The following is an 18889-nucleotide window of genomic DNA, read 5'->3' as shown; positions in this document are numbered from 1 at the left end:
TCGGTGGGTGACCGGTCCCACTGCCCGGCCCGGTGGTCCCTGGACCACCGGGCCGGTGTCGTCGGCGGGGTTGTCGGACCCGGGCGGTAGCCTGCGGAGGTCCTTCGTGGCGAGTGGCAGGGAGACGGGCGAGTGGTGCGGGTACTGGGCGTGGACCCGGGGCTGACCAGGTGCGGGGTCGGCGTGGTCGAGGGCGCGCCGGGCCGGCCGCTGCGGATGGCCGGGGTCGGCGTGGTGCGCACCCCCGCCGAGGCCGAGATCGGGGAGCGGCTGCTCCAGGTCGAGCAGGGCATCGAGGCCTGGCTGGACGAGCACCGGCCCGACCTGGTCGCCGTCGAGCGGGTCTTCGCCCAGCACAACGTCCGCACCGTGATGGGCACCGCCCAGGCCAGCGCCGTCGCGATGCTCTGCGCCACCCGGCGCGGCATCCCCGTCACCCTGCACACCCCCAGCGAGGTCAAGGCCGCCGTCACCGGCTCCGGCCGGGCCGACAAGGCGCAGGTCACCGCCATGGTGCAGCGCCTGCTGCGGCTGGACGCGCCGCCCAAGCCCGCCGACGCCGCCGACGCGCTGGCGCTGGCCATCTGCCACATCTGGCGCGGCGGGGCGACCAACCGGCTGGAGGCCGCCGTCCGGGCCGCCCGCGCCACCTCCCGCTCCACTCCTCCGAAAGGCACCGTCCGATGATCGCCTTCGTGCAAGGGCCCGTGGCGGCCGTCTCCTCCGGGATGGCGGTGGTCGAGGTCGGCGGGGTCGGCATGGCCGTGCAGTGCACCCCGAACACCCTGGCCGGGCTGCGGCTGGGCGAGCCGGCCCGGCTGGCCACCTCGCTGGTGGTCCGGGAGGACTCGCTGACCCTGTTCGGCTTCGCGGACGACGACGAGCGCGCCGTGTTCGAGATCCTCCAGGCCGCGCCCGGCGTCGGCCCCAAGCTGGCGCAGGCGATCCTGGGCGTGCACAGCCCCGACGCGCTGCGCGCCGCGATCGCGGGCGGCGACGAGAAGGCGCTGGTCGCGGTGCCGGGCATCGGCAAGGCCAAGGCGGCCAAGCTGCTGCTGGAGTACAAGGACAAGCTCGGCGCCCCGCACGGGGCGGTGCCCGCGCAGAAGCCGGTCGCGAGCGGCCCGGCGCCGTGGAGCGAGCAGCTGCACTCCGCGCTGACCGGCCTCGGCTACGCCCCGCGCGAGGCGGACGAGGCGGTCGCGGCCGTCACGCCGGAGGCCGAGGCGCAGGCGGTGACGGACGTCGGCGCCCTGCTCAGGCTCGCCCTGCGCGGCCTCAACCGCGCCCGCTGACCAACTGACGATCTGTCCTTTTGTCGACACCGGAGACTCTGGAGCCCGCGACGATGTACGACCCGGAACCCACCGACCGGCTGGTCACGGCCGCCGCCGACGGTGAGGACCAGGCGGTGGAGGCGGCGCTGCGCCCCAAGCTGCTGGACGAGTTCATCGGCCAGGAGCGGGTGCGCGAGCAGCTGTCGCTGGTGCTCCAGGCCGCCCGCCAGCGCGGCAGCGCGCCCGACCACGTGCTGCTGAGCGGCCCGCCCGGGCTCGGCAAGACCACCCTGTCCATGATCATCGCCGCCGAGCTGGGCGCCCCGATCCGGATCACCTCCGGCCCGGCCATCCAGCACGCGGGGGACCTCGCGGCGATCCTCTCCTCGCTCACCGAGGGCGAGGTGCTCTTCCTCGACGAGATCCACCGGATGTCCCGGCCGGCCGAGGAGATGCTCTACATGGCGATGGAGGACTTCCGGGTCGACGTGATCGTCGGCAAGGGCCCGGGCGCCACCGCCATCCCGCTGGAGCTGCCGCCCTTCACCCTGGTCGGCGCCACCACCCGGGCCGGCCTGCTGCCGCCCCCGCTGCGCGACCGCTTCGGCTTCACCGGGCACATGGAGTTCTACGCCCCGGCCGAGCTCCAGCGGGTGGTGCACCGCTCGGCCGCGCTGCTGGACGTGGAGATAGACCCGGCCGGCGCGGCCGAGATCGCCGGGCGCTCGCGCGGCACCCCGCGCATCGCCAACCGGCTGCTGCGCCGGGTCCGCGACTACGCCCAGGTCCGGCACGACGGCGTGGTCGACGCCGGGATCGCCGCCCAGGCGCTGGACGTCTACGAGGTGGACGCCCGCGGGCTGGACCGGCTGGACCGCGCGGTGCTGGACGCGCTGCTGCGGCTGTTCGGCGGCGGTCCGGTCGGTTTGTCGACACTGGCGGTCGCCGTGGGTGAGGAGTCGGAGACGGTCGAGGAGGTCGCCGAGCCCTTCCTGGTCCGCGAGGGCCTGCTCGCCCGCACCCCGCGCGGCCGGATCGCCACCGCGGCCGCCTGGCAGCACCTCGGCCTGACCCCGCCGGTCCAGACCACCCGCGGGCGTGTTCCGGCGCAGTCGGAGCTGTTCCCCGCCGACGAAAGTTGACCGCCATCGGCTGAACGGGTGAGTCGGGCCGGTCGGTTCCCGGCCGGTGCTCCCGTGGTGGCGCACGGGGGAGCCGGGAGTGGCGTCCGGGGAAACTGTGCAGGCGGAGGGTCGCCACTTTCGGCGGCATGATGCGATGCTTGGCGTTGTCCGATCGATTCGGGGTCGCCTAGACTCCGCCGGACCGCCCCTCTCACCTGACGGGCCGACCAATACCACACAGGCCGCCGGCCGGCGGCCCGTAAAGGACCCTGGCTGCAGTGAACCTCATCATCCTTCTCCTCCCGATCATCGCGATCGTGCTCATGTTCCGGTCGCAGAAGAAGCGCCAGTCGCAGATGCAGCAGATGCAGACGGCGCTGGAGCCGGGGGCCGGTGTGCGCACCATCGGCGGTCTGTACGCCCAGGTGAAGGCGGTCAACGACGAGACCGTCGAGCTGGAGATCGCGCCCGGCGTGGTCACCCACTTCACCAAGAGCGCCATCGCGGCCGTCCTGGACCCCCAGGAGTACGACGCGATCATCAACGGCCGCCCCGCCGATGACGAGCTGCCCGAGCCGGAGGCCGAGGAGGCCGACGCCGAGCCGGTCGAGGACAAGCCGCTGTCGCTCTCCAAGGACAGCGCCGAGAAGGGCGACGTCGAGGGCGGGGCTCCCGCGAGCAAGTAGTACGGACGGGCAACCCGCCCGGCCGCGCGGCACAGTGCCGCGAGCCCACAGGACCTCAGGGCCGCAGAACCGCCGGACCCCTGTCCCGCCACGAGCCGGACGGGGGTCCGGTCGGGGAAGTGGCATGGACAGGGAGAAACGAGCAAGGTGGCAACACCCAAGTCGCGCCCGCGCGACGGCTACCCAGGGCGGGCGCTGGCCCTCATCCTGGTCGTCACCGTCGGACTGGTCGCCCTCATGTTCGGGACGGGCACCACCAAGCCCCGGCTCGGGATCGATCTCGCCGGTGGCACCAGCATCACGCTGACCGCGAAGTCGACCGACCCCAAGGCGATCACCAAGTCCAACATGGACATCGCCACCGGGATCATCGAGCGCCGCGTCAACGGTATGGGTGTCTCCGAGGCGGAGGTCCAGACCCAGGGCGACAACACGATCATCGTGAACATCCCCAAGGGCGGGAACCAGCAGAACGCGGCGGACCAGGTGGGTACCACCGCCAAGCTGTTCTTCCGTCCGGTCCTGGCCGTGGCGCCCAGCGGCGTCACCGCTCCGGCTCCCACGGGCACCCCGTCCGCCGCCGCCACCGGCACCCCGGGCGCGACCCCGCCCGCCGCCACGGCCGGCACCCCGTCCCCGGGCGCGAGCGCCACCAAGCAGGGCCGCCCCGAGAGCGAGGCGCTGGCCGCCGAGGGCGCCAGCCCGACCGCCGCGGCCACCGGCGCGAGCACCGCGCCCACCGCCCCCGCCACCGGCGCCCCGAGCGCCGCGGCCACCCCGCCGAGCGCCGCCGACCTCAGCGCCGCGATGACCCAGGGCACCGTGCCGCCGGAGCTGAGCGCCGCGTTCGCCGCCCTCGACTGCTCCAAGCCCGAGGTCCGCACCGCCCAGACCGGCCCCGACGACAAGGCCGTCGTCGCCTGCTCGCAGAAGCCCGAGAACGGCTACTACGAGAAGCTCGCCCTCGGCCCCGTCGCCGTGAAGGGCTCGGACGTCTCCAAGGCGCAGCCGACCCTGGACACCCAGACGGGTGCCGGCTGGCAGGTCCAGCTGCAGTTCAACGGCAACGGCACCGACGACTTCACCAAGGTCACCGGCCAGCTCGCCACCCAGGCCCCGCCGAACAACCAGTTCGCGATCGTCCTGGACAACCAGGTCGTCTCGCACCCCGAGGTCAAGAACGCGATCCCCGGCGGCAGCGCCGTGATCACCGGCCGCTTCACCCAGGCCGAGGCGCAGGACCTGTCCAACGTGCTCGGCTACGGCGCCCTGCCGCTGGAGTTCGTCAAGAGCGACATCACCACCGTCTCCCCGGCGCTCGGCAGCGACCAGCTCAAGGCCGGCCTGGTGGCCGGCGCGATCGGCATGCTGCTGGTGGTCGCCTACTCGCTGGTCTACTACCGCGGCCTCGGCCTGGTCTCGATCGCCGGTCTGCTCGTCTCGGCGGCCCTGACCTACTCGATCATGAGCCTGCTCGGCAACGCGATCGGCTTCGCGCTGAACCTGCCGGCGGTCTGCGGTGCGATCGTCGCGATCGGCATCACCGCAGACTCCTTCATCGTGTACTTCGAGCGCATCCGCGACGAGGTCCGCGAGGGCGCCCCGCTGCGCCCGGCGGTCCAGCGGGCCTGGCCGCGCGCCCGGCGCACCATCCTGGTCTCGGACTTCGTGTCCTTCCTCTGTGCCGCCGTCCTCTACGTGGTCTCGGTCGGCAAGGTCCAGGGCTTCGCCTTCACCCTGGGTCTGACCACCGCGCTCGACGTCGTGGTGATCTTCCTCTTCACCAAGCCGCTGATCACGCTGCTGGCCCGCCGCAAGTTCTTCCTGAACGGCCACCCGTGGTCCGGCCTGGACCCGAAGCGACTGGGCGCCCGCCCGCCGCTTCGCAGCAGCCGTCGCCGTAACCCCTCCTCTGCCGCCGTGAAGGAGGCCTGACACCGTGTCACGCTTCTCCAACCTGGGCCACCGGCTCTACCAGGGCGAGGTCAGCTTCGACTTCGTCGGTCGCCGCAAGCTCTGGTACTCCATCTCCGGCGTGATCGTGCTGGTCGCGGCGATCGGCCTGGCCATGGGCCTGCACCTGGGCATCGAGTTCAAGGGCGGCTCGGTCTACACCGTGGCCAAGCCCGGCCTGACGGTCTCCCAGGCGCAGGAAACCGCCGACGGGGTCGTCTCCTCGCACCCGCTGGTGCAGTCGACCGACAACGGCAAGATCCGCATCCAGGTCAGCACCGAGGAGCCGAAGAGCTCCGACGAGATCCGCTCCGAGCTCTCCCAGAAGCTCGGCGTGCCGCTGGACACCGTCGAGGCCCAGGTCATCGGCCCCAGCTGGGGCAAGCAGATCTCCCAGAAGGCGCTCACCGGCCTGGTCGTCTTCATGGTCCTGGTGACGGTCTACCTGGCGATCGCCTTCGAGTGGCGGATGGCGCTGGCCGCGCTGGTCGCCCTCATCCACGACCTCCTGATCACCATCGGCGTGTACGCCCTGGTGGGCTTCGAGGTCACCCCGGGTACGGTGATCGGCTTCCTGACGATCCTCGGTTACTCCCTCTACGACACGGTCGTCGTCTTCGACACCGTGAAGGAGAACACCAAGGGGATCACCAAGCAGAACAAGCTCACCTACAGCGAGGCCGCCAACGCGGGCCTCAACCAGACCCTGGTGCGCTCGCTCAACACCACCGTGGTGGCGCTGCTGCCGGTCGCCGCGCTGCTGTTCATCGGCGGCGGCTTCCTGGGCGCCGGCACCCTGAACGACATCTCGCTCGCGCTGTTCATCGGTCTCGCGGCCGGTGCCTACTCCTCGATCTGCGTCGCCACCCCGCTGCTGGCGCAGCTCAAGGAGGAGCAGCCGGAGATGAAGGCGCTGCGCAAGCGGGTTCTCCAGCACCGGGCCTCGGCCGCCGCCAAGGCGGAGGCCGGGGACGCCGTCACGGCGGACGGGGAGCCGGACGACGAGGAGCAGCCTGCGGGTATGGTCGGACAGCGTGGCCGCTCGGCCGGCACCCGTGCCAAGGGCCGTCCGTCCACCAAGCGCTGAACCCGACCACGAACCCGAGGAACCCACCGTGACCACCGCCGACACCGCACTGGCCGAGCTGCTGAACAGCCGGATCCGGGACGTCCCGGACTACCCGAAGCCGGGTGTGCTGTTCAAGGACATCGCGCCGCTGCTCGCCGACGCCGAGGCCTTCGGCGCCCTCACCCGGGCGCTGGCGGACCGGGCCGCGGAGCTCGGTGCGACCAAGGTCGTGGGCCTGGAGGCGCGCGGCTTCGTGCTGGCGGCCCCGGCGGCCTTCGCGGCCGGGCTCGGCTTCGTGCCGATCCGCAAGCAGGGCAAGCTGCCCGGCGAGGTGTTCCGGCGCTCGTACGAGCTGGAGTACGGCTCGGCGACGCTGGAGGTGCAGTGCGACGCCTTCACGCCCGGTGAGCGGGTGCTGGTGGTGGACGACGTGCTGGCCACCGGTGGCACCATCGGCGCCTCGCTGGACCTGGTGAAGGAGGCCGGGGCCGAGCTGGCGGGCGTCGTGGTGCTGATGGAGCTGGGCTTCCTGGACGGCCGCGAGCGGCTGGCCGGGCACCTGGGCGGCGCTCCGCTGGAGACGCTGGTCACGGTCTGAGGGACTCGTCGGGAGGACGGCGGTCGGGACATCCGACCGCCGTCCTTCCGTTTCCTGGCCCGGCCGGATGAACACCCCGGCGCCCGGCTCGGTACCATGAAGATTCATCCCCTCCCGGTTGTCCCGGACCGTTCGGGCCTCGGCAGGGGTCGGCCCCGGTGCCCCGAGGAGTAGTCCTTGCCCGACGAGGTTGTGCCCACGGCCGAAGCGGCCACCCCCGAAAACCGTCCCACGCCCTCGGGGGCCACCCCGGCACGCCCGGCGCCGACCTCCTCGCGTTCGCTCGGCCCCTCCGGCCGCGGTTCCACCGGCGGCATGCGGGCCCGGCTGGCCCGCCTGGGCGGCCAGCGCTCCAGCGTGCTCAACCCCGTCCTGGAACCGCTGTTCCGCTCGATCCGGGCGAACGACCCCAAGGCCGACCCGGCTCTGCTGCGCGACATCGAGAAGGCGTACGCGGTGGCCGAGAAGTGGCACCGCGGGCAGAAGCGCAAGAGCGGCGACCCGTACATCACCCACCCGCTGGCCGTCGCGACGATCCTGGCCGAGCTCGGCATGGACGCCCCGACGCTGATGGCCGGGCTGCTGCACGACACCGTCGAGGACACCGACTACGGCCTGGAGACCCTGCGCAAGGACTTCGGCGACTCGGTGGCCCTGCTGGTGGACGGCGTCACCAAGCTGGACCGGGTCAAGTTCGGCGAGGCCGCGCAGGCCGAGACCGTCCGCAAGATGGTCGTGGCGATGGCCAAGGACCCGCGGGTCCTGGTGATCAAGCTGGCCGACCGCCTGCACAACATGCGCACGATGCGCTACCTCAAGCGGGAGAAGCAGGAGAAGAAGGCCCGCGAGACGCTGGAGATCTACGCCCCGCTGGCGCACCGGCTGGGCATGAACACCATCAAGTGGGAGCTGGAGGACCTCGCCTTCGCGATCCTCTACCCCAAGATGTACGACGAGATCGTCCGGCTGGTCGCCGAGCGCGCCCCCAAGCGGGACGAGTACCTGGCGACCGTCATCGACCAGGTCCAGGGGGACCTGCGGGGCGCCCGGATCACCGCCTCCGTCACCGGCCGGCCGAAGCACTACTACTCGGTCTACCAGAAGATGATCGTCCGGGGCCGGGACTTCGCCGAGATCTACGACCTGGTGGGCATCCGGGTCCTGGTCGACACCGTCCGCGACTGCTACGCGGCGCTGGGCACCATCCACGCGCGGTGGAACCCGGTGCCGGGGCGGTTCAAGGACTACATCGCGATGCCCAAGTTCAACATGTACCAGTCGCTGCACACCACGGTGATCGGCCCCGGGGGCAAGCCGGTCGAGCTGCAGATCCGCACCTTCGACATGCACCGGCGGGCCGAGTACGGCATCGCCGCGCACTGGAAGTACAAGCAGCGCGCGGTGGCCGGGGCCTCCAAGGTCCGCACCGACACCCCGACCCAGGTCCGCAAGGACGACAAGGCCGGCGCCGTCAACGAGATGGCCTGGCTGCGGCAGCTGCTGGACTGGCAGAAGGAGACCGCCGACCCGGGCGAGTTCCTGGAGTCGCTCCGCTTCGACCTGGCCAGCAACGAGGTCTTCGTCTTCACCCCCAAGGGCGACGTGATAGCCCTGCCGGCCGGGGCGACCCCGGTCGACTTCGCCTTCGCGGTGCACACCGAGGTCGGCTACCGGACGATAGGCGCCCGGGTCAACGGGCGGCTGGTGCCGCTGGAGTCGACCCTGGAGAACGGCGACACCGTCGAGGTGTTCACCTCCAAGGCGGAGAACGCCGGCCCGTCCCGGGACTGGCTGGGCTTCGTCAAGTCGCCGCGCGCCCGCAACAAGATCCGCGCCTGGTTCTCCAAGGAGCGCCGCGAGGAGGCGATCGAGCACGGCAAGGAGGCGATCGTCCGGGCGATGCGCAAGCAGGGCCTGCCGATCCAGCGGATCCTGACCGGCGACTCGCTGGTCACCCTGGCCCACGAGATGCGCTACCCCGACATCTCCTCGCTCTACGCCGCGATCGGCGAGGGCCACGTCGCCGCGCCGAACATCGTGCAGAAGCTGGTCCAGGCGCTCGGCGGCGAGGAGGGCGCGACCGAGGACCTGGCGGAGACCGCCACCCCGACCCACGACAACCGGCGCGCGGTGCGCCGCCGGGCCAAGGGCGACCCGGGCGTGATCGTCAAGGGCGTCGAGGACGTCTGGGTCAAGCTCTCCCGCTGCTGCACCCCGGTGCCGGGGGACCCGATCGTCGGCTTCGTGACCCGCGGCAACGGCGTCTCGGTGCACCGCGCCGACTGCGTCAACGTGGAGGCGCTGAACCAGCAGCCGGAGCGCATGATCGACGTCGAGTGGGCGGCCACCCAGTCCTCGGTCTTCCTGGTGGCCATCCAGGTCGAGGCGCTGGACCGCTCCCGGCTGCTCTCGGACGTCACCCGGGTGCTCTCCGACCAGCACGTCAACATCCTGTCGGCGGCGGTGCAGACCTCCCGGGACCGGGTGGCGATGAGCCGCTTCACCTTCGAGATGGGCGACCCGAAGCACCTGGGCCACGTGCTCAAGGCGGTGCGCGGCGTCGAGGGCGTGTACGACGTCTACCGCGTCACCTCCGCCCGCAAGTAGCGGCGGCCCCCGCCGGCAGCACGGCGGGGGAACGCGGAAGGCCCCCGGGAACGGTCCCGGGGGCCTTCGCCGTCCAGCGTGCCGGGGCGATCAGCCGCTGAACTCCTCCTGGCTCTTGTGCGCCTGGTCCAGCAGGGTCCGCACGCCGTCCAGCTCGGACTCCAGCTTGGCGATCCTGGAGGCGTTGCCGGCCGCGCGGGCCTTGTCCAGGTCGGCCTGGATCTTGTCGGCCTTCGCCTGGAACAGGCCCACCATGCCGGCCGCGCGGGCCTTGGCCTCCGGGTTGGAGCGCGACCACTCGGCCTCCTCGGCCTCGCGGATCGCCCGCTCGACCGCGTTCAGCCGGCCGTCCAGCTTCGGACGGACCTCGCGCGGCACGTGCCCGATCGCCTCCCAGCGCTCGTTGACCTCGCGCAGCGCGGCCTTGGCGGCCTTGAGGTCGGTGATCGGCAGGATCGTCTCGGCCTCGGCGGCCAGCGCCTCCTTGAGCTTCTGGTTCTCCACCTGCTCGGCGTCCCGCTCGCTGAACACCGCGGAGCGGGCCTGGAAGAAGACGTCCTGGGCGCCGCGGAACCGCGCCCACAGCTCGTCCTCGATGTCCCGCTGGGCCCGGCCGGCGGCCTTCCAGCGCGCCATCAGGTCGCGGTAGGCGGCCGCGGTGCTGCCCCAGTCCGTGGACGAGGACAGCGCCTCGGCCTCGGACACCAGCGCCTCCTTGGTCTGCCGGGCCTTCTCGCGCTCGGCGTCCAGGGTGGCGAAGTGCGCCTTGCGGTGCTTGGAGAAGACCGAGCGGGCGTGCGAGAAGCGGTGCCACAGCTCGTCGTCGCTCTTGCGGTCCAGCCGCGGCAGGCCCTTCCAGGTGTCCACCAGGGCGCGCAGCCGGTCCCCGGCCTCCCGCCACTGGGTGGACTCGGCGAGCTGCTCGGCCTCGGTGACCAGGGCCTCCTTGGCCGCACGGGCCTCGTCCTGGGCCTTGGCGCGGGCGGCCTTGCGCTCCTCGCGCCGGCTCTCGATCTCGCCGGTGAGCGTGTCCAGCCGCTTGGCCAGACCCTCCAGGTCGCCGACCGCGTGCCCCTCGACCACCTGGGCGCGCAGGTGCTCCAGCGCGGCCAGGGCGTCCTTGGCGGCCAGGTCGGTGGTCCGCACCCGCTTCTCCAGCAGGCCGATCTCCACCTCGATGCCCTGGTACTTGCGCTCGAAGTAGGCGAGGGCCTCCTCGGGCGAGCCGGCCTGCCAGGAACCGACGACTCGTTCGCCGTCGGCCGTCCTGACGTAGACCGTGCCCTGCTCGTCCACACGGCCCCACGGGTCGCTGCTCATAGCGCGTCCTCCACATGACGTCGCGCCCGCGCCGGGGCGGCGCGCGTCCGTCGTCCACAGTTGATGTGCGACGGACCGAAAGAGTCCGCCGTCCCCGTCCGCCGTGCCTTGCTGCCGAGGGTGACGGCTAGGCGGGTCCGGGCACCCTATACAACGCCAACATAGGCGACCAGGCCCGGTGCTGTCCGCATCCGGGCCGGGCGATTTCGGTCCGGGGCCGTGCGGGGGCGGCGCGCAGGCCACCCGCCGACGCCCCCGGAGTCGGTCAACCCTTCGCCACCGTAACGGAGTTGAAGGTGACGTCGGCCATCGGGTGGCCGTCCGACGAGCCCTCCAGGGTGCCCGCGGCGGCGATCTTCTGCACCACGTCCAGGCCGCCGGTGACCTTGCCGAAGGGGGTGTAGTTCGGGGGCAGCTTGGTGTCCTTGTAGACCAGGAAGAACTGGCTGCCGTTGGTGCCCGGACCGGAGTTGGCCATCGCCACGGTGCCGGCCGGGTAGGTCGCGCCGGTCAGGTTCTCGTCCGCGAACTTGTAGCCGGGGCCGCCGGAGCCGCCCGGGACGGTCGCGCTGGCGGTCGGGTCGCCGCACTGCAGCACGAAGATGCCGTCGGTGGTGAGGCGGTGGCACTTGGTGTGGTCGAAGTACTGCTCACCGGCCAGGAAGGCGAAGGAGTTCACGGTGTGCGGGGCCTTCGCCGCGTCCAGCGCGATCGTCACCTTGCCGCAGTTGCTGTCCAGCGTCATGGCGTACGAGCCGCCCGCGTCGATCGTCATGGCCGGCTCGGCCTGCCACTGCTTGCCGTTGGGCGCGCCCGGCGCCGGGGCGGCGCAGCCCTCGACCGGCTTGCGGGTCGGGGCGGACGGCTCCTCGGTACCGGTCGGCGCGGCCTGGGCGCTGTTCGAGGCCTTCTTGTCGCCCTTGTCGTCCGAGCTGAACGCGCCGGTGGCGATCAGGGTGCCACCGCCGGCCAGGACCACGACGGCGAGCGAGGCGCCCAGGATCGTGTTGCGCCGCCTGCGCGCGGCCTGGGCCTCGACCCGGCGCTCCAACTGGCGCTCGTACTTCTCTCGGGCGAGCTGCCGCCGCCGCTGTTCGCTGCTGACCACCGGCCGTGTCTCCTACGGATGTGCGGGAAAAGTGGATGGATTCCGGAGCGGATCATCGCATCCCTCGGCGGCCAAGTGTAGGGACCGGGCCTGTAAGAACCCGGTGAACCTGCCGGGCCGCGGCGCCCCGCCGCCCGTATCTGGTTCGCAACCGGACCCGCGGCGCCGGTAGGCTGCACCTGAATCACCACTGGTGGCATCACCACTGGCAGTCGCCGCAGCCGACCGCCACACACCCGAAGGACGCGCGTGTTCATCGCCGGATTCCCCGCTGGAGCCTGGGGCACCAACTGCTACCTGGTCGCTCCGGCGGCCGGCGAGGAGTGCGTCATCGTCGATCCCGGCCACCAGGCGGCCCGCGGCGTCGAGGAGATGGTCCGCGAGCACCGGCTGAAGCCCGTCGCCGTGCTGCTCACCCACGGCCACATCGACCACGTGGCCTCGGTGGTCCCGGTCTGCGGCGCCCGCGGCGTCCCGGCCTGGATCCACCCCGAGGACCGGTACATGATGTCCGACCCGGAGAAGGCGCTCGGCCGCTCCCTGGGCACCCAGCTGATGGGCGAGCTCACCGTCGGCGAGCCCGACGACGTGCGCGAGCTTACCGACGGCGGCGTGCTGGAGCTGGCCGGCCTGAAGCTCACCGTGGACCACGCCCCGGGCCATACCGGGGGGTCGGTGACCTTCCGGACGCCCGGTGCCGAGGACCTCCCCCCGGTGCTGTTCTCGGGCGACCTGCTGTTCGCCGGCTCCATCGGGCGTACCGACCTCCCGGGCGGGGACAGCGAGGCGATCATGAACTCGCTGGCCCGGGTGTGCCTGCCCCTCGACGACTCCACCGTGGTCCTCTCCGGCCACGGCGGTCAGACCACCATCGGCCGCGAGCGCGCCACCAACCCCTACCTCCGACAGGCAGCAGGGGCGGCAGGCGCCCCGGCTTTCCCGCGACGAGGAATGTGACGGAAGAGAAGTTGAGCACCTTCACCGCCCCCAAGGGCACCTACGACCTGCTGCCCCCCAGCTCCGCGACCTTCCTGGCGATCCGCGAGCGCATCGCCGCGCCCGCCCGCCGGGCCGGTTACGGCTACGTCGAGACCCCGGTCTTCGAGGACGTGAAGCTGTTCTCCCGCGGTGTCGGCGAGTCCACCGACATCGTCTCCAAGGAGATGTACACCCTCACCACCAAGGGCGGCGACGAGCTCGCGCTGCGCCCCGAGGGCACCGCCTCGGTGCTGCGCGCCGCGCTCCAGGCCAACCTCCACAAGCAGGGCAACCTGCCGGTCAAGCTCTGGTACTCGGGCTCGTACTACCGCTACGAGCGCGCCCAGAAGGGCCGCTACCGCCAGTTCTCCCAGGTCGGCGCCGAGGCGATCGGGGCCGAGGACCCGGCGCTGGACGCCGAGCTGATCATCCTGGCCGACGACGCCTTCCGCTCGCTGGGGCTGAGCAACTACTCGCTGCTGCTCAACAGCCTCGGCGACAAGCAGTGCCGCCCGGTCTACCGTGCCGCGCTGATCGACTTCCTCGCCGGCCTGGAGCTGGACGAGGAGACCCGCCGCCGCGCCGAGATCAACCCGCTGCGCGTCCTCGACGACAAGCGCGAGTCGGTGCAGGCCCAGCTGGTCGGCGCCCCGATGCTGCGCGACTACCTGTGCGAGGCCTGCAAGGCGTACGACGAGAAGGTCCGCGAGCTGCTCACCGCGGCGGGCGTGGCCTTCGTGGACGACCCCAAGCTGGTGCGCGGCCTGGACTACTACACCCGCACCACCTTCGAGTTCGTGCACAACGGCCTCGGCGCCCAGTCCGCGATCGGCGGCGGCGGCCGCTACGACGGCCTGTCCGAGATGATCGGCGGCCCGGCGCTGCCGTCCGTCGGCTGGGCGCTCGGCGTGGACCGCACCTACCTCGCACTGGAGGCCGAGGGCGTCGCCCTCGACCTGCCGGCGGCCACCTCCGTCTACGCCGTCGCGCTCGGCGAGGAGGCCAAGAACACCCTGTTCGCCAAGGTGGTCGAGCTGCGCCGGGCCGGCGTGGCCACCGACCTCGCCTTCGGCGTCAAGAGCATCAAGAACGCCATGAAGTCCGCCGACCGGTCCGGCGCCCGCTTCGCCCTGATCGCCGGGGACCGGGACCTCGCCGAGGGCGTCGTCCAGCTCAAGGACATGAGCACCGGCGAGCAGACCCCCGTCGCCCTCGACGCACTCGTCACCACCCTGAAGGAGAAGCAGCTGTGATCCGCACGCACGACGCGGGCACGCTCCGCCCGGAGCACGCAGGCACCACCGTCACCCTGGCCGGCTGGGTCGCCCGCCGCCGCGACCACGGCGGCGTCGCCTTCATCGACCTGCGCGACGCCTCCGGCACCGTGCAGATCGTGGTCCGCGACCTCGACTCGGTACACGGCCTGCGCGCCGAGTACTGCGTCAAGGTCGTCGGCGACGTCCGGGTCCGCCCCGAGGGCAACGAGAACCCCGACATCCCGACCGGCGCCGTCGAGGTCGTCGTCAGCGCGATCGAGGTGCTCTCCGAGGCCGCCCCGCTGCCCTTCCCGGTCGCCGAGTACGAGCCGGGCACGGTCAACGAGGAGGTCCGGCTGCGCTACCGCTACCTGGACCTGCGCCGCGAGGGCCCGGCCAAGGGCCTGCGCCTGCGCTCCAAGGTCAACAACATCATCCGCCGGGTGATGGAGGAGAACGACTACCTCGACATCGAGACGCCGTACCTCACCCGCTCCACCCCCGAGGGCGCCCGCGACTTCCTCGTCCCGGTCCGCCTCCAGCCCGGCCACTGGTACGCCCTGCCGCAGTCGCCCCAGCTGTTCAAGCAGCTGCTGATGGTGGCCGGCATGGAGCGCTACTACCAGATCGCCCGCTGCTTCCGCGACGAGGACTTCCGCGCCGACCGGCAGCCGGAGTTCACCCAGCTGGACATCGAGGCCTCGTTCGTCGACCAGGAGGACGTCCTGGCCCTCGGCGAGAAGATCGTCGGCTCCATCTGGCGCGAGGTGCACGGGTACGAGATCCCGAACCCGCTGCCCCGGATGACCTACGCGGACGCCATGGGCCGCTACGGCTCGGACAAGCCGGACGTCCGCTTCGGCCAGGAACTCACCGACCTGACCGAGTACTTCAAGGGCACCGAGTTCCGCGTCTTCCAGGCCCCGTACGTCGGCGCCGTGGTCATGCCCGGCGGCGCCTCGCAGCCGCGCAAGCAGCTGGACGCCTGGCAGGACTGGGCCAAGGCGCGCGGCGCCAAGGGCCTGGCCTACGTGCTCATCGACGCCGAGACCGGCGAGCTGCGCGGCCCGGTCGCCAAGAACCTCTCCGCGGAGCACCTGGCCGGCCTCGCCGCCGCCGCGGGCGCCAAGAACGGCGACGCGGTCTTCTTCGCGGCCGGCAAGGAGCGCGCCTCCCAGGAGCTGCTCGGCGCCGCCCGTCTGGAGATCGGCCGCCGCTGCGAGCTGATCGACGAGTCCCAGTGGGCCTTCCTCTGGGTCGTCGACTTCCCGATGTTCGAGCCGATCGAGGACGACAAGGGCCAGTTCCAGGGCTGGCACGCGGTGCACCACCCGTTCACCGCCCCGACCGCGGAGTCGCTGGCCACCTTCGACACCGACCCGGGCTCGGCGCTCTCCAACGCCTACGACCTGGTCCTCAACGGCTCGGAGCTGGGCGGCGGTTCGATCCGTATCCACCAGCGCGACGTGCAGAAGCGGGCGTTCGACGCGATCGGCCTCTCCGAGGAGGAGGCGGCCTCGCAGTTCGGCTTCCTGCTGGACGCGTTCAACTACGGCCCGCCGCCGCACGGCGGTGTCGCCTTCGGCCTGGACCGCATCGTCACCCTGCTGGGCGGGTACGACACCATCCGGGACGTCATCGCCTTCCCGAAGACGTCCACCGGCGGCGACCCGCTGACCGGCGCCCCGACCCCGATCACCCCGGCGCAGCGCCGCGAGGCCGGCGTGGACGCCAAGCCGAAGGTCCGCGAGGACGCCAAGGGCGAGGCCCAGCCCCAGTCCTGACACCGCGTCATCCGCTAACCTGCAACGGCCCCGGACGGCTCACCCGCCGTCCGGGGCCGGTCCACAACGGTGTGTGACACAGGGAGGGTTGACTCTTGCAGGTGACCACAAGAATCGAATGTCCGGAGGACGCCCCGGCGACCAGACGCGTCCACATGGCCGCGTTCCCCGGCCCGGACGAGGCGGACCTGGTGGACGCGCTGCGCCGCGACCCCGCCTGGCTGCCCGGGCTGTCCGTGGTGGCGGTCGACGGGGCCGGGCTGGTGATCGGCCACGCGCTGCTCACCCGGCTGCTCGTCGGCGACGGCAAGGCGCTGGCGCTCGGGCCGGTCGCGGTGGCGCCCGAGTGGCAGCGCCGGGGCGTCGGCGAGCTGGTCGTCCGGGCCGCGCTGGCGGCGGCCGAGGACGCGGGCGAGAAGCTCGTGGTCGTCCTCGGCGACCCGGAGTACTACGCGCGGTTCGGCTTCGCGCCGGCCGGGCGGCACGAGGTCACCGGCCCGTTCGAGGTGCCGGAGGCGTACTTCCAGGTGCTGCCGCTGCCGTCGTACGACGGCACCCCGCGCGGGCTCTGCCGCTACCCCGAGCCCTTCGTCGCCGTCTGACCTCTCCCGGCACCTCTCCCCAGGGCCGGTCCACGAGACCGGCCCCGGTCGCCACAGCCCCCCGCCGACCTGCGGAACCGGCCGTGGGCGCCTACGGTGAGTGCTGATCAGCATTCAGCCGGACGGAGGAACCGAGGGTGGCCGAGCAGCAGCGGACCGGGAAGCCGGAGCGACTGGCCAGGAAGCCGTACGAGCGGGAGCTGCTGCGCCTCCAGGAGGAGCTGGTGAAGCTCCAGGAGTGGGTGCGCGTCGAGGGCGCCCGGCTGGTGGTGGTCTTCGAGGGGCGCGACGCCGCGGGCAAGGGCGGGGCGATCAAGCGGGTGACGGAGTACCTCAACCCCCGCATCGCCCGGGTCGCGGCGCTGCCCACACCGACCGAGCGGCAGAAGACCCAGTGGTACTTCCAGCGGTACGTCGAGCACCTGCCGGCCGCCGGGGAGATCGTCCTGTTCGACCGCAGCTGGTACAACCGCGCGGGCGTCGAGCGGGTGATGGGCTTCTGCACCGACGAGGAGTACTGGCAGTTCCTGCACCAGTGCCCGACCTTCGAGCGGATGCTCACCGAGTCGGGCGTCCTGCTGCGCAAGTACTGGTTCTCGGTGAGCGACACCGAGCAGCAGCGGCGCTTCCGGGACCGGCTGGAGGACCCGATGAAGCGCTGGAAGCTCTCCCCGATGGACGTCGAGTCGATCACCCGCTGGGAGGACTACTCGCGGGCCAAGGACGAGATGTTCATCCACACCGACACCCCGGACTCGCCCTGGCACGTGGTGGAGAGCGACGACAAGCGCCGGGCCCGGATCAACATGATCGCCCACCTGCTGTCCACCGTGCCGTACCACGAGATCAGGGAGCCGCGGGTGCAGCTGCCGCCCCGCCCCGCCTCGCGCGGCTACGAGCGGCCCCCGCGGGACCTCCAGAAGTACGTCCCGGACCACGCCGCCGGGCTGGAGTAGGACGGGCCCCGCGCAGCTCTTGGCGGGCTGTCCGAGCCCTCGCATAGGCTTCCGGTGTGGACGAACCGGACCTCTTCACCGCCGCCGCCGAGGAACGCCAGACCAGGGAGCCCGGCCGGGCGCCCCTGGCCGTACGGATGCGTCCGCGCACCCTGGACGAGGTGGCCGGGCAGCGGCAGCTGCTGAAGCCCGGCTCGCCGCTGCGCCGCCTGGTCGGGAGTTCGCGCGGCCCGGCGGCGACCAGCTCGGTGATCCTCTGGGGCCCTCCCGGCACCGGCAAGACCACCCTGGCGCACGTGATCAGCCAGGCGGTTGAGGGCCGTTTCGTGGAGCTGTCCGCGATCACCGCCGGGGTCAAGGAGGTCCGGGCGGTGATCGACGGCGCCCGGCGGGCGGTCGGGATGTCCGGCCGGGAGACGGTGCTCTTCCTGGACGAGATCCACCGCTTCTCCAAGGCCCAGCAGGACTCGCTGCTGCCCGCCGTGGAGAACCGCTGGGTCACCCTGATCGCGGCGACGACCGAGAACCCGTACTTCTCGGTGATCTCCCCGCTGCTGTCCCGCTCGCTGCTGCTCACCCTGGAGTCGTTGACCGACGAGGACATCCGGGCGCTGCTGCGCCGCGCGGTGGCCGACGAGCGCGGGCTGGAGGGGGCACTGGAGCTGACCGCGGAGGCCGAGGACCACCTGGTGCGCCTGGCCGGCGGGGACGCCCGGCGGGCGCTCACCACGCTGGAGGCGGCGGCCGGGGCGGCGCTGGAGAAGGGCGAGCCGAGCATCACGCTGGCCACCACCGAGACGGCGGTCAACCAGGCGGCGGTGCGCTACGACAAGGACGGCGACCAGCACTACGACGTGGCGAGCGCGCTGATCAAGTCGATCCGCGGCAGCGACGTGGACGCCACCCTGCACTACCTGGCCCGGATGATCGAGGCGGGGGAGGACCCGCGGTTCATCGCCCGCCGGCTGATGATCTCGGCCAGCGAGGACGTCGGCCTGGCCGACCCGACGGCCCTGCAGACGGCGGTGGCGGCGGCCCAGGCGGTGGCCCTGATCGGCTTCCCGGAGGCCCGGATCATCCTCTCCCAGGCGGCCATCGCGCTGGCCCTGGCGCCCAAGTCCAACGCCGCCTACCTGGCGATCGACGCGGCGCTGGCGGACGTCCGGCAGGGCCTGGCGGGCGCCGTCCCGTCCCACCTGCGGGACGCGCACTACGGCGGCGCGGGCAAGCTCGGCCACGGCAAGGGCTACCGCTACCCGCACGACCTGCCGGAGGGCATCGCCGCCCAGCAGTACGCGCCGGACGCGGTGCACGGCCGGGAGTACTACCAGCCGACCAGGCGCGGCGGCGAGGCCCGGTACGCGGAGGTCGTGGAGTGGACGCGCGGGCGGCTGCGCGGGGAGCGCAGGGTGGAGAAGAAGGCCGAGCAGAAGCCCGAGCAGAAGCCGCGGAAGGCGGCGGCGGGGGCCGAGGAGCAGCCCGGGGAAAAGGGCGAGTGATCCACCGGTATACTCGATCGGAGTGCCATGTCCCGGGACGGCGGCGGGGGAGACCCCACCGACCGGCCGCAC

Annotated in this window: 16 protein-coding genes; 14 read left to right on the top strand and 2 right to left on the bottom strand. The window is 72.2% G+C overall.

Features of this window, described 5'->3' with window-relative positions; translation table 11 throughout:
* The first annotated feature begins 135 nt into the window (after window positions 1-135).
* The 8 genes from ruvC (at window position 136) to ACLWS4_RS15235 (ending at window position 9314) form a co-directional block, all read left to right on the top strand.
* Window positions 136-687 (top strand): crossover junction endodeoxyribonuclease RuvC, encoded by a 552-nt coding sequence (ruvC, locus tag ACLWS4_RS15270; protein WP_049651444.1) that lies wholly within the window; start codon window positions 136-138, stop codon window positions 685-687.
* The gene (gene ruvA, locus ACLWS4_RS15265; protein ID WP_416874371.1) at window positions 684-1295 is read left to right on the top strand and encodes a Holliday junction branch migration protein RuvA; all 612 of its coding nucleotides are present in this window, start codon (window positions 684-686) and stop codon (window positions 1293-1295) included. Before ruvC ends, ruvA begins: the two co-directional genes overlap by 4 nt.
* Before the next feature lie 53 nt (window positions 1296-1348).
* Complete coding sequence (gene ruvB / locus ACLWS4_RS15260; RefSeq protein ID WP_049651426.1) at window positions 1349-2419, top strand: Holliday junction branch migration DNA helicase RuvB; 1071 nt, start codon at window positions 1349-1351, stop codon at window positions 2417-2419.
* Window positions 2420-2679: 260 nt separating this feature from the next.
* A complete protein-coding gene (gene yajC / locus ACLWS4_RS15255; protein WP_053112055.1) occupies window positions 2680-3087 on the top strand; it encodes a preprotein translocase subunit YajC in 408 nt (135 codons plus the stop codon).
* A 147-nt stretch (window positions 3088-3234) separates the two neighbouring features.
* Window positions 3235-5022, top strand: a complete 1788-nt coding sequence (secD, locus tag ACLWS4_RS15250; protein WP_380781165.1) for a protein translocase subunit SecD — start codon at window positions 3235-3237, stop codon at window positions 5020-5022.
* A gap of 4 nt (window positions 5023-5026) precedes the next feature.
* Window positions 5027-6127, top strand: a complete 1101-nt coding sequence (secF, locus tag ACLWS4_RS15245) for a protein translocase subunit SecF (RefSeq protein WP_049651823.1) — start codon at window positions 5027-5029, stop codon at window positions 6125-6127.
* Between the two features lie 28 nt (window positions 6128-6155).
* On the top strand, window positions 6156-6707 hold the full coding sequence (locus ACLWS4_RS15240) for an adenine phosphoribosyltransferase (protein WP_049651822.1): 552 nt from the start codon (window positions 6156-6158) through the stop codon (window positions 6705-6707).
* 177 nt (window positions 6708-6884) lie between these two features.
* On the top strand, window positions 6885-9314 hold the full coding sequence (locus ACLWS4_RS15235; protein WP_181970527.1) for a RelA/SpoT family protein: 2430 nt from the start codon (window positions 6885-6887) through the stop codon (window positions 9312-9314).
* Window positions 9315-9404: 90 nt separating this feature from the next.
* Here ACLWS4_RS15235 and ACLWS4_RS15230 read toward each other — a convergent pair whose 3' ends face one another.
* Together ACLWS4_RS15230 and ACLWS4_RS15225 are read right to left on the bottom strand one after the other, a co-directional pair.
* Window positions 9405-10634, bottom strand: a complete 1230-nt coding sequence (locus ACLWS4_RS15230; RefSeq protein WP_049651821.1) for a DUF349 domain-containing protein — start codon at window positions 10632-10634, stop codon at window positions 9405-9407.
* 265 nt (window positions 10635-10899) lie between these two features.
* Window positions 10900-11742, bottom strand: coding sequence for a peptidylprolyl isomerase (locus ACLWS4_RS15225; RefSeq protein WP_049651820.1), 843 nt, complete (start codon window positions 11740-11742; stop codon window positions 10900-10902).
* A 249-nt stretch (window positions 11743-11991) separates the two neighbouring features.
* On the opposite strand from ACLWS4_RS15225, the gene ACLWS4_RS15220 reads away from it, so the two are divergent.
* From ACLWS4_RS15220 to ACLWS4_RS15195, 6 genes are all read left to right on the top strand, one after another.
* Complete coding sequence (locus ACLWS4_RS15220; protein WP_049651819.1) at window positions 11992-12699, top strand: MBL fold metallo-hydrolase; 708 nt, start codon at window positions 11992-11994, stop codon at window positions 12697-12699.
* A gap of 11 nt (window positions 12700-12710) precedes the next feature.
* Window positions 12711-13973 (top strand): histidine--tRNA ligase, encoded by a 1263-nt coding sequence (hisS, locus tag ACLWS4_RS15215; RefSeq protein WP_416874370.1) that lies wholly within the window; start codon window positions 12711-12713, stop codon window positions 13971-13973.
* Window positions 13970-15760, top strand: coding sequence for an aspartate--tRNA ligase (gene aspS, locus ACLWS4_RS15210; RefSeq protein ID WP_049651817.1), 1791 nt, complete (start codon window positions 13970-13972; stop codon window positions 15758-15760). Before hisS ends, aspS begins: the two co-directional genes overlap by 4 nt.
* Before the next feature lie 101 nt (window positions 15761-15861).
* Window positions 15862-16362 (top strand): GNAT family N-acetyltransferase, encoded by a 501-nt coding sequence (locus ACLWS4_RS15205; protein ID WP_259316510.1) that lies wholly within the window; start codon window positions 15862-15864, stop codon window positions 16360-16362.
* A gap of 137 nt (window positions 16363-16499) precedes the next feature.
* The gene (gene ppk2, locus ACLWS4_RS15200) at window positions 16500-17318 is read left to right on the top strand and encodes a polyphosphate kinase 2 (RefSeq protein WP_049651815.1); all 819 of its coding nucleotides are present in this window, start codon (window positions 16500-16502) and stop codon (window positions 17316-17318) included.
* Between the two features lie 56 nt (window positions 17319-17374).
* Window positions 17375-18817, top strand: a complete 1443-nt coding sequence (locus tag ACLWS4_RS15195; protein WP_234348384.1) for a replication-associated recombination protein A — start codon at window positions 17375-17377, stop codon at window positions 18815-18817.
* The last annotated feature ends 72 nt before the right edge of the window (window positions 18818-18889 follow it).

It is taken from the genome of Kitasatospora sp. SC0581 (assembly GCF_048159585.1).
In the GTDB taxonomy this organism is placed as follows: Bacteria; Actinomycetota; Actinomycetes; order Streptomycetales; family Streptomycetaceae; genus Kitasatospora.
This window is presented reverse-complemented; position numbering and strand designations above follow the sequence as displayed.

What these genes read in the sequence shown, in the direction of transcription:
- ruvA (WP_416874371.1), top strand. Translation starts at nt 684, where the DNA reads ATGATCGCCTTCGTGCAAGGGCCCGTGGCGGCCGTCTCCTCCGGGATG.
- ruvB (WP_049651426.1), top strand. Translation starts at nt 1,349, where the DNA reads ATGTACGACCCGGAACCCACCGACCGGCTGGTCACGGCCGCCGCCGAC.
- ACLWS4_RS15230 (WP_049651821.1), bottom strand. Translation starts at nt 10,634, where the DNA reads ATGAGCAGCGACCCGTGGGGCCGTGTGGACGAGCAGGGCACGGTCTAC.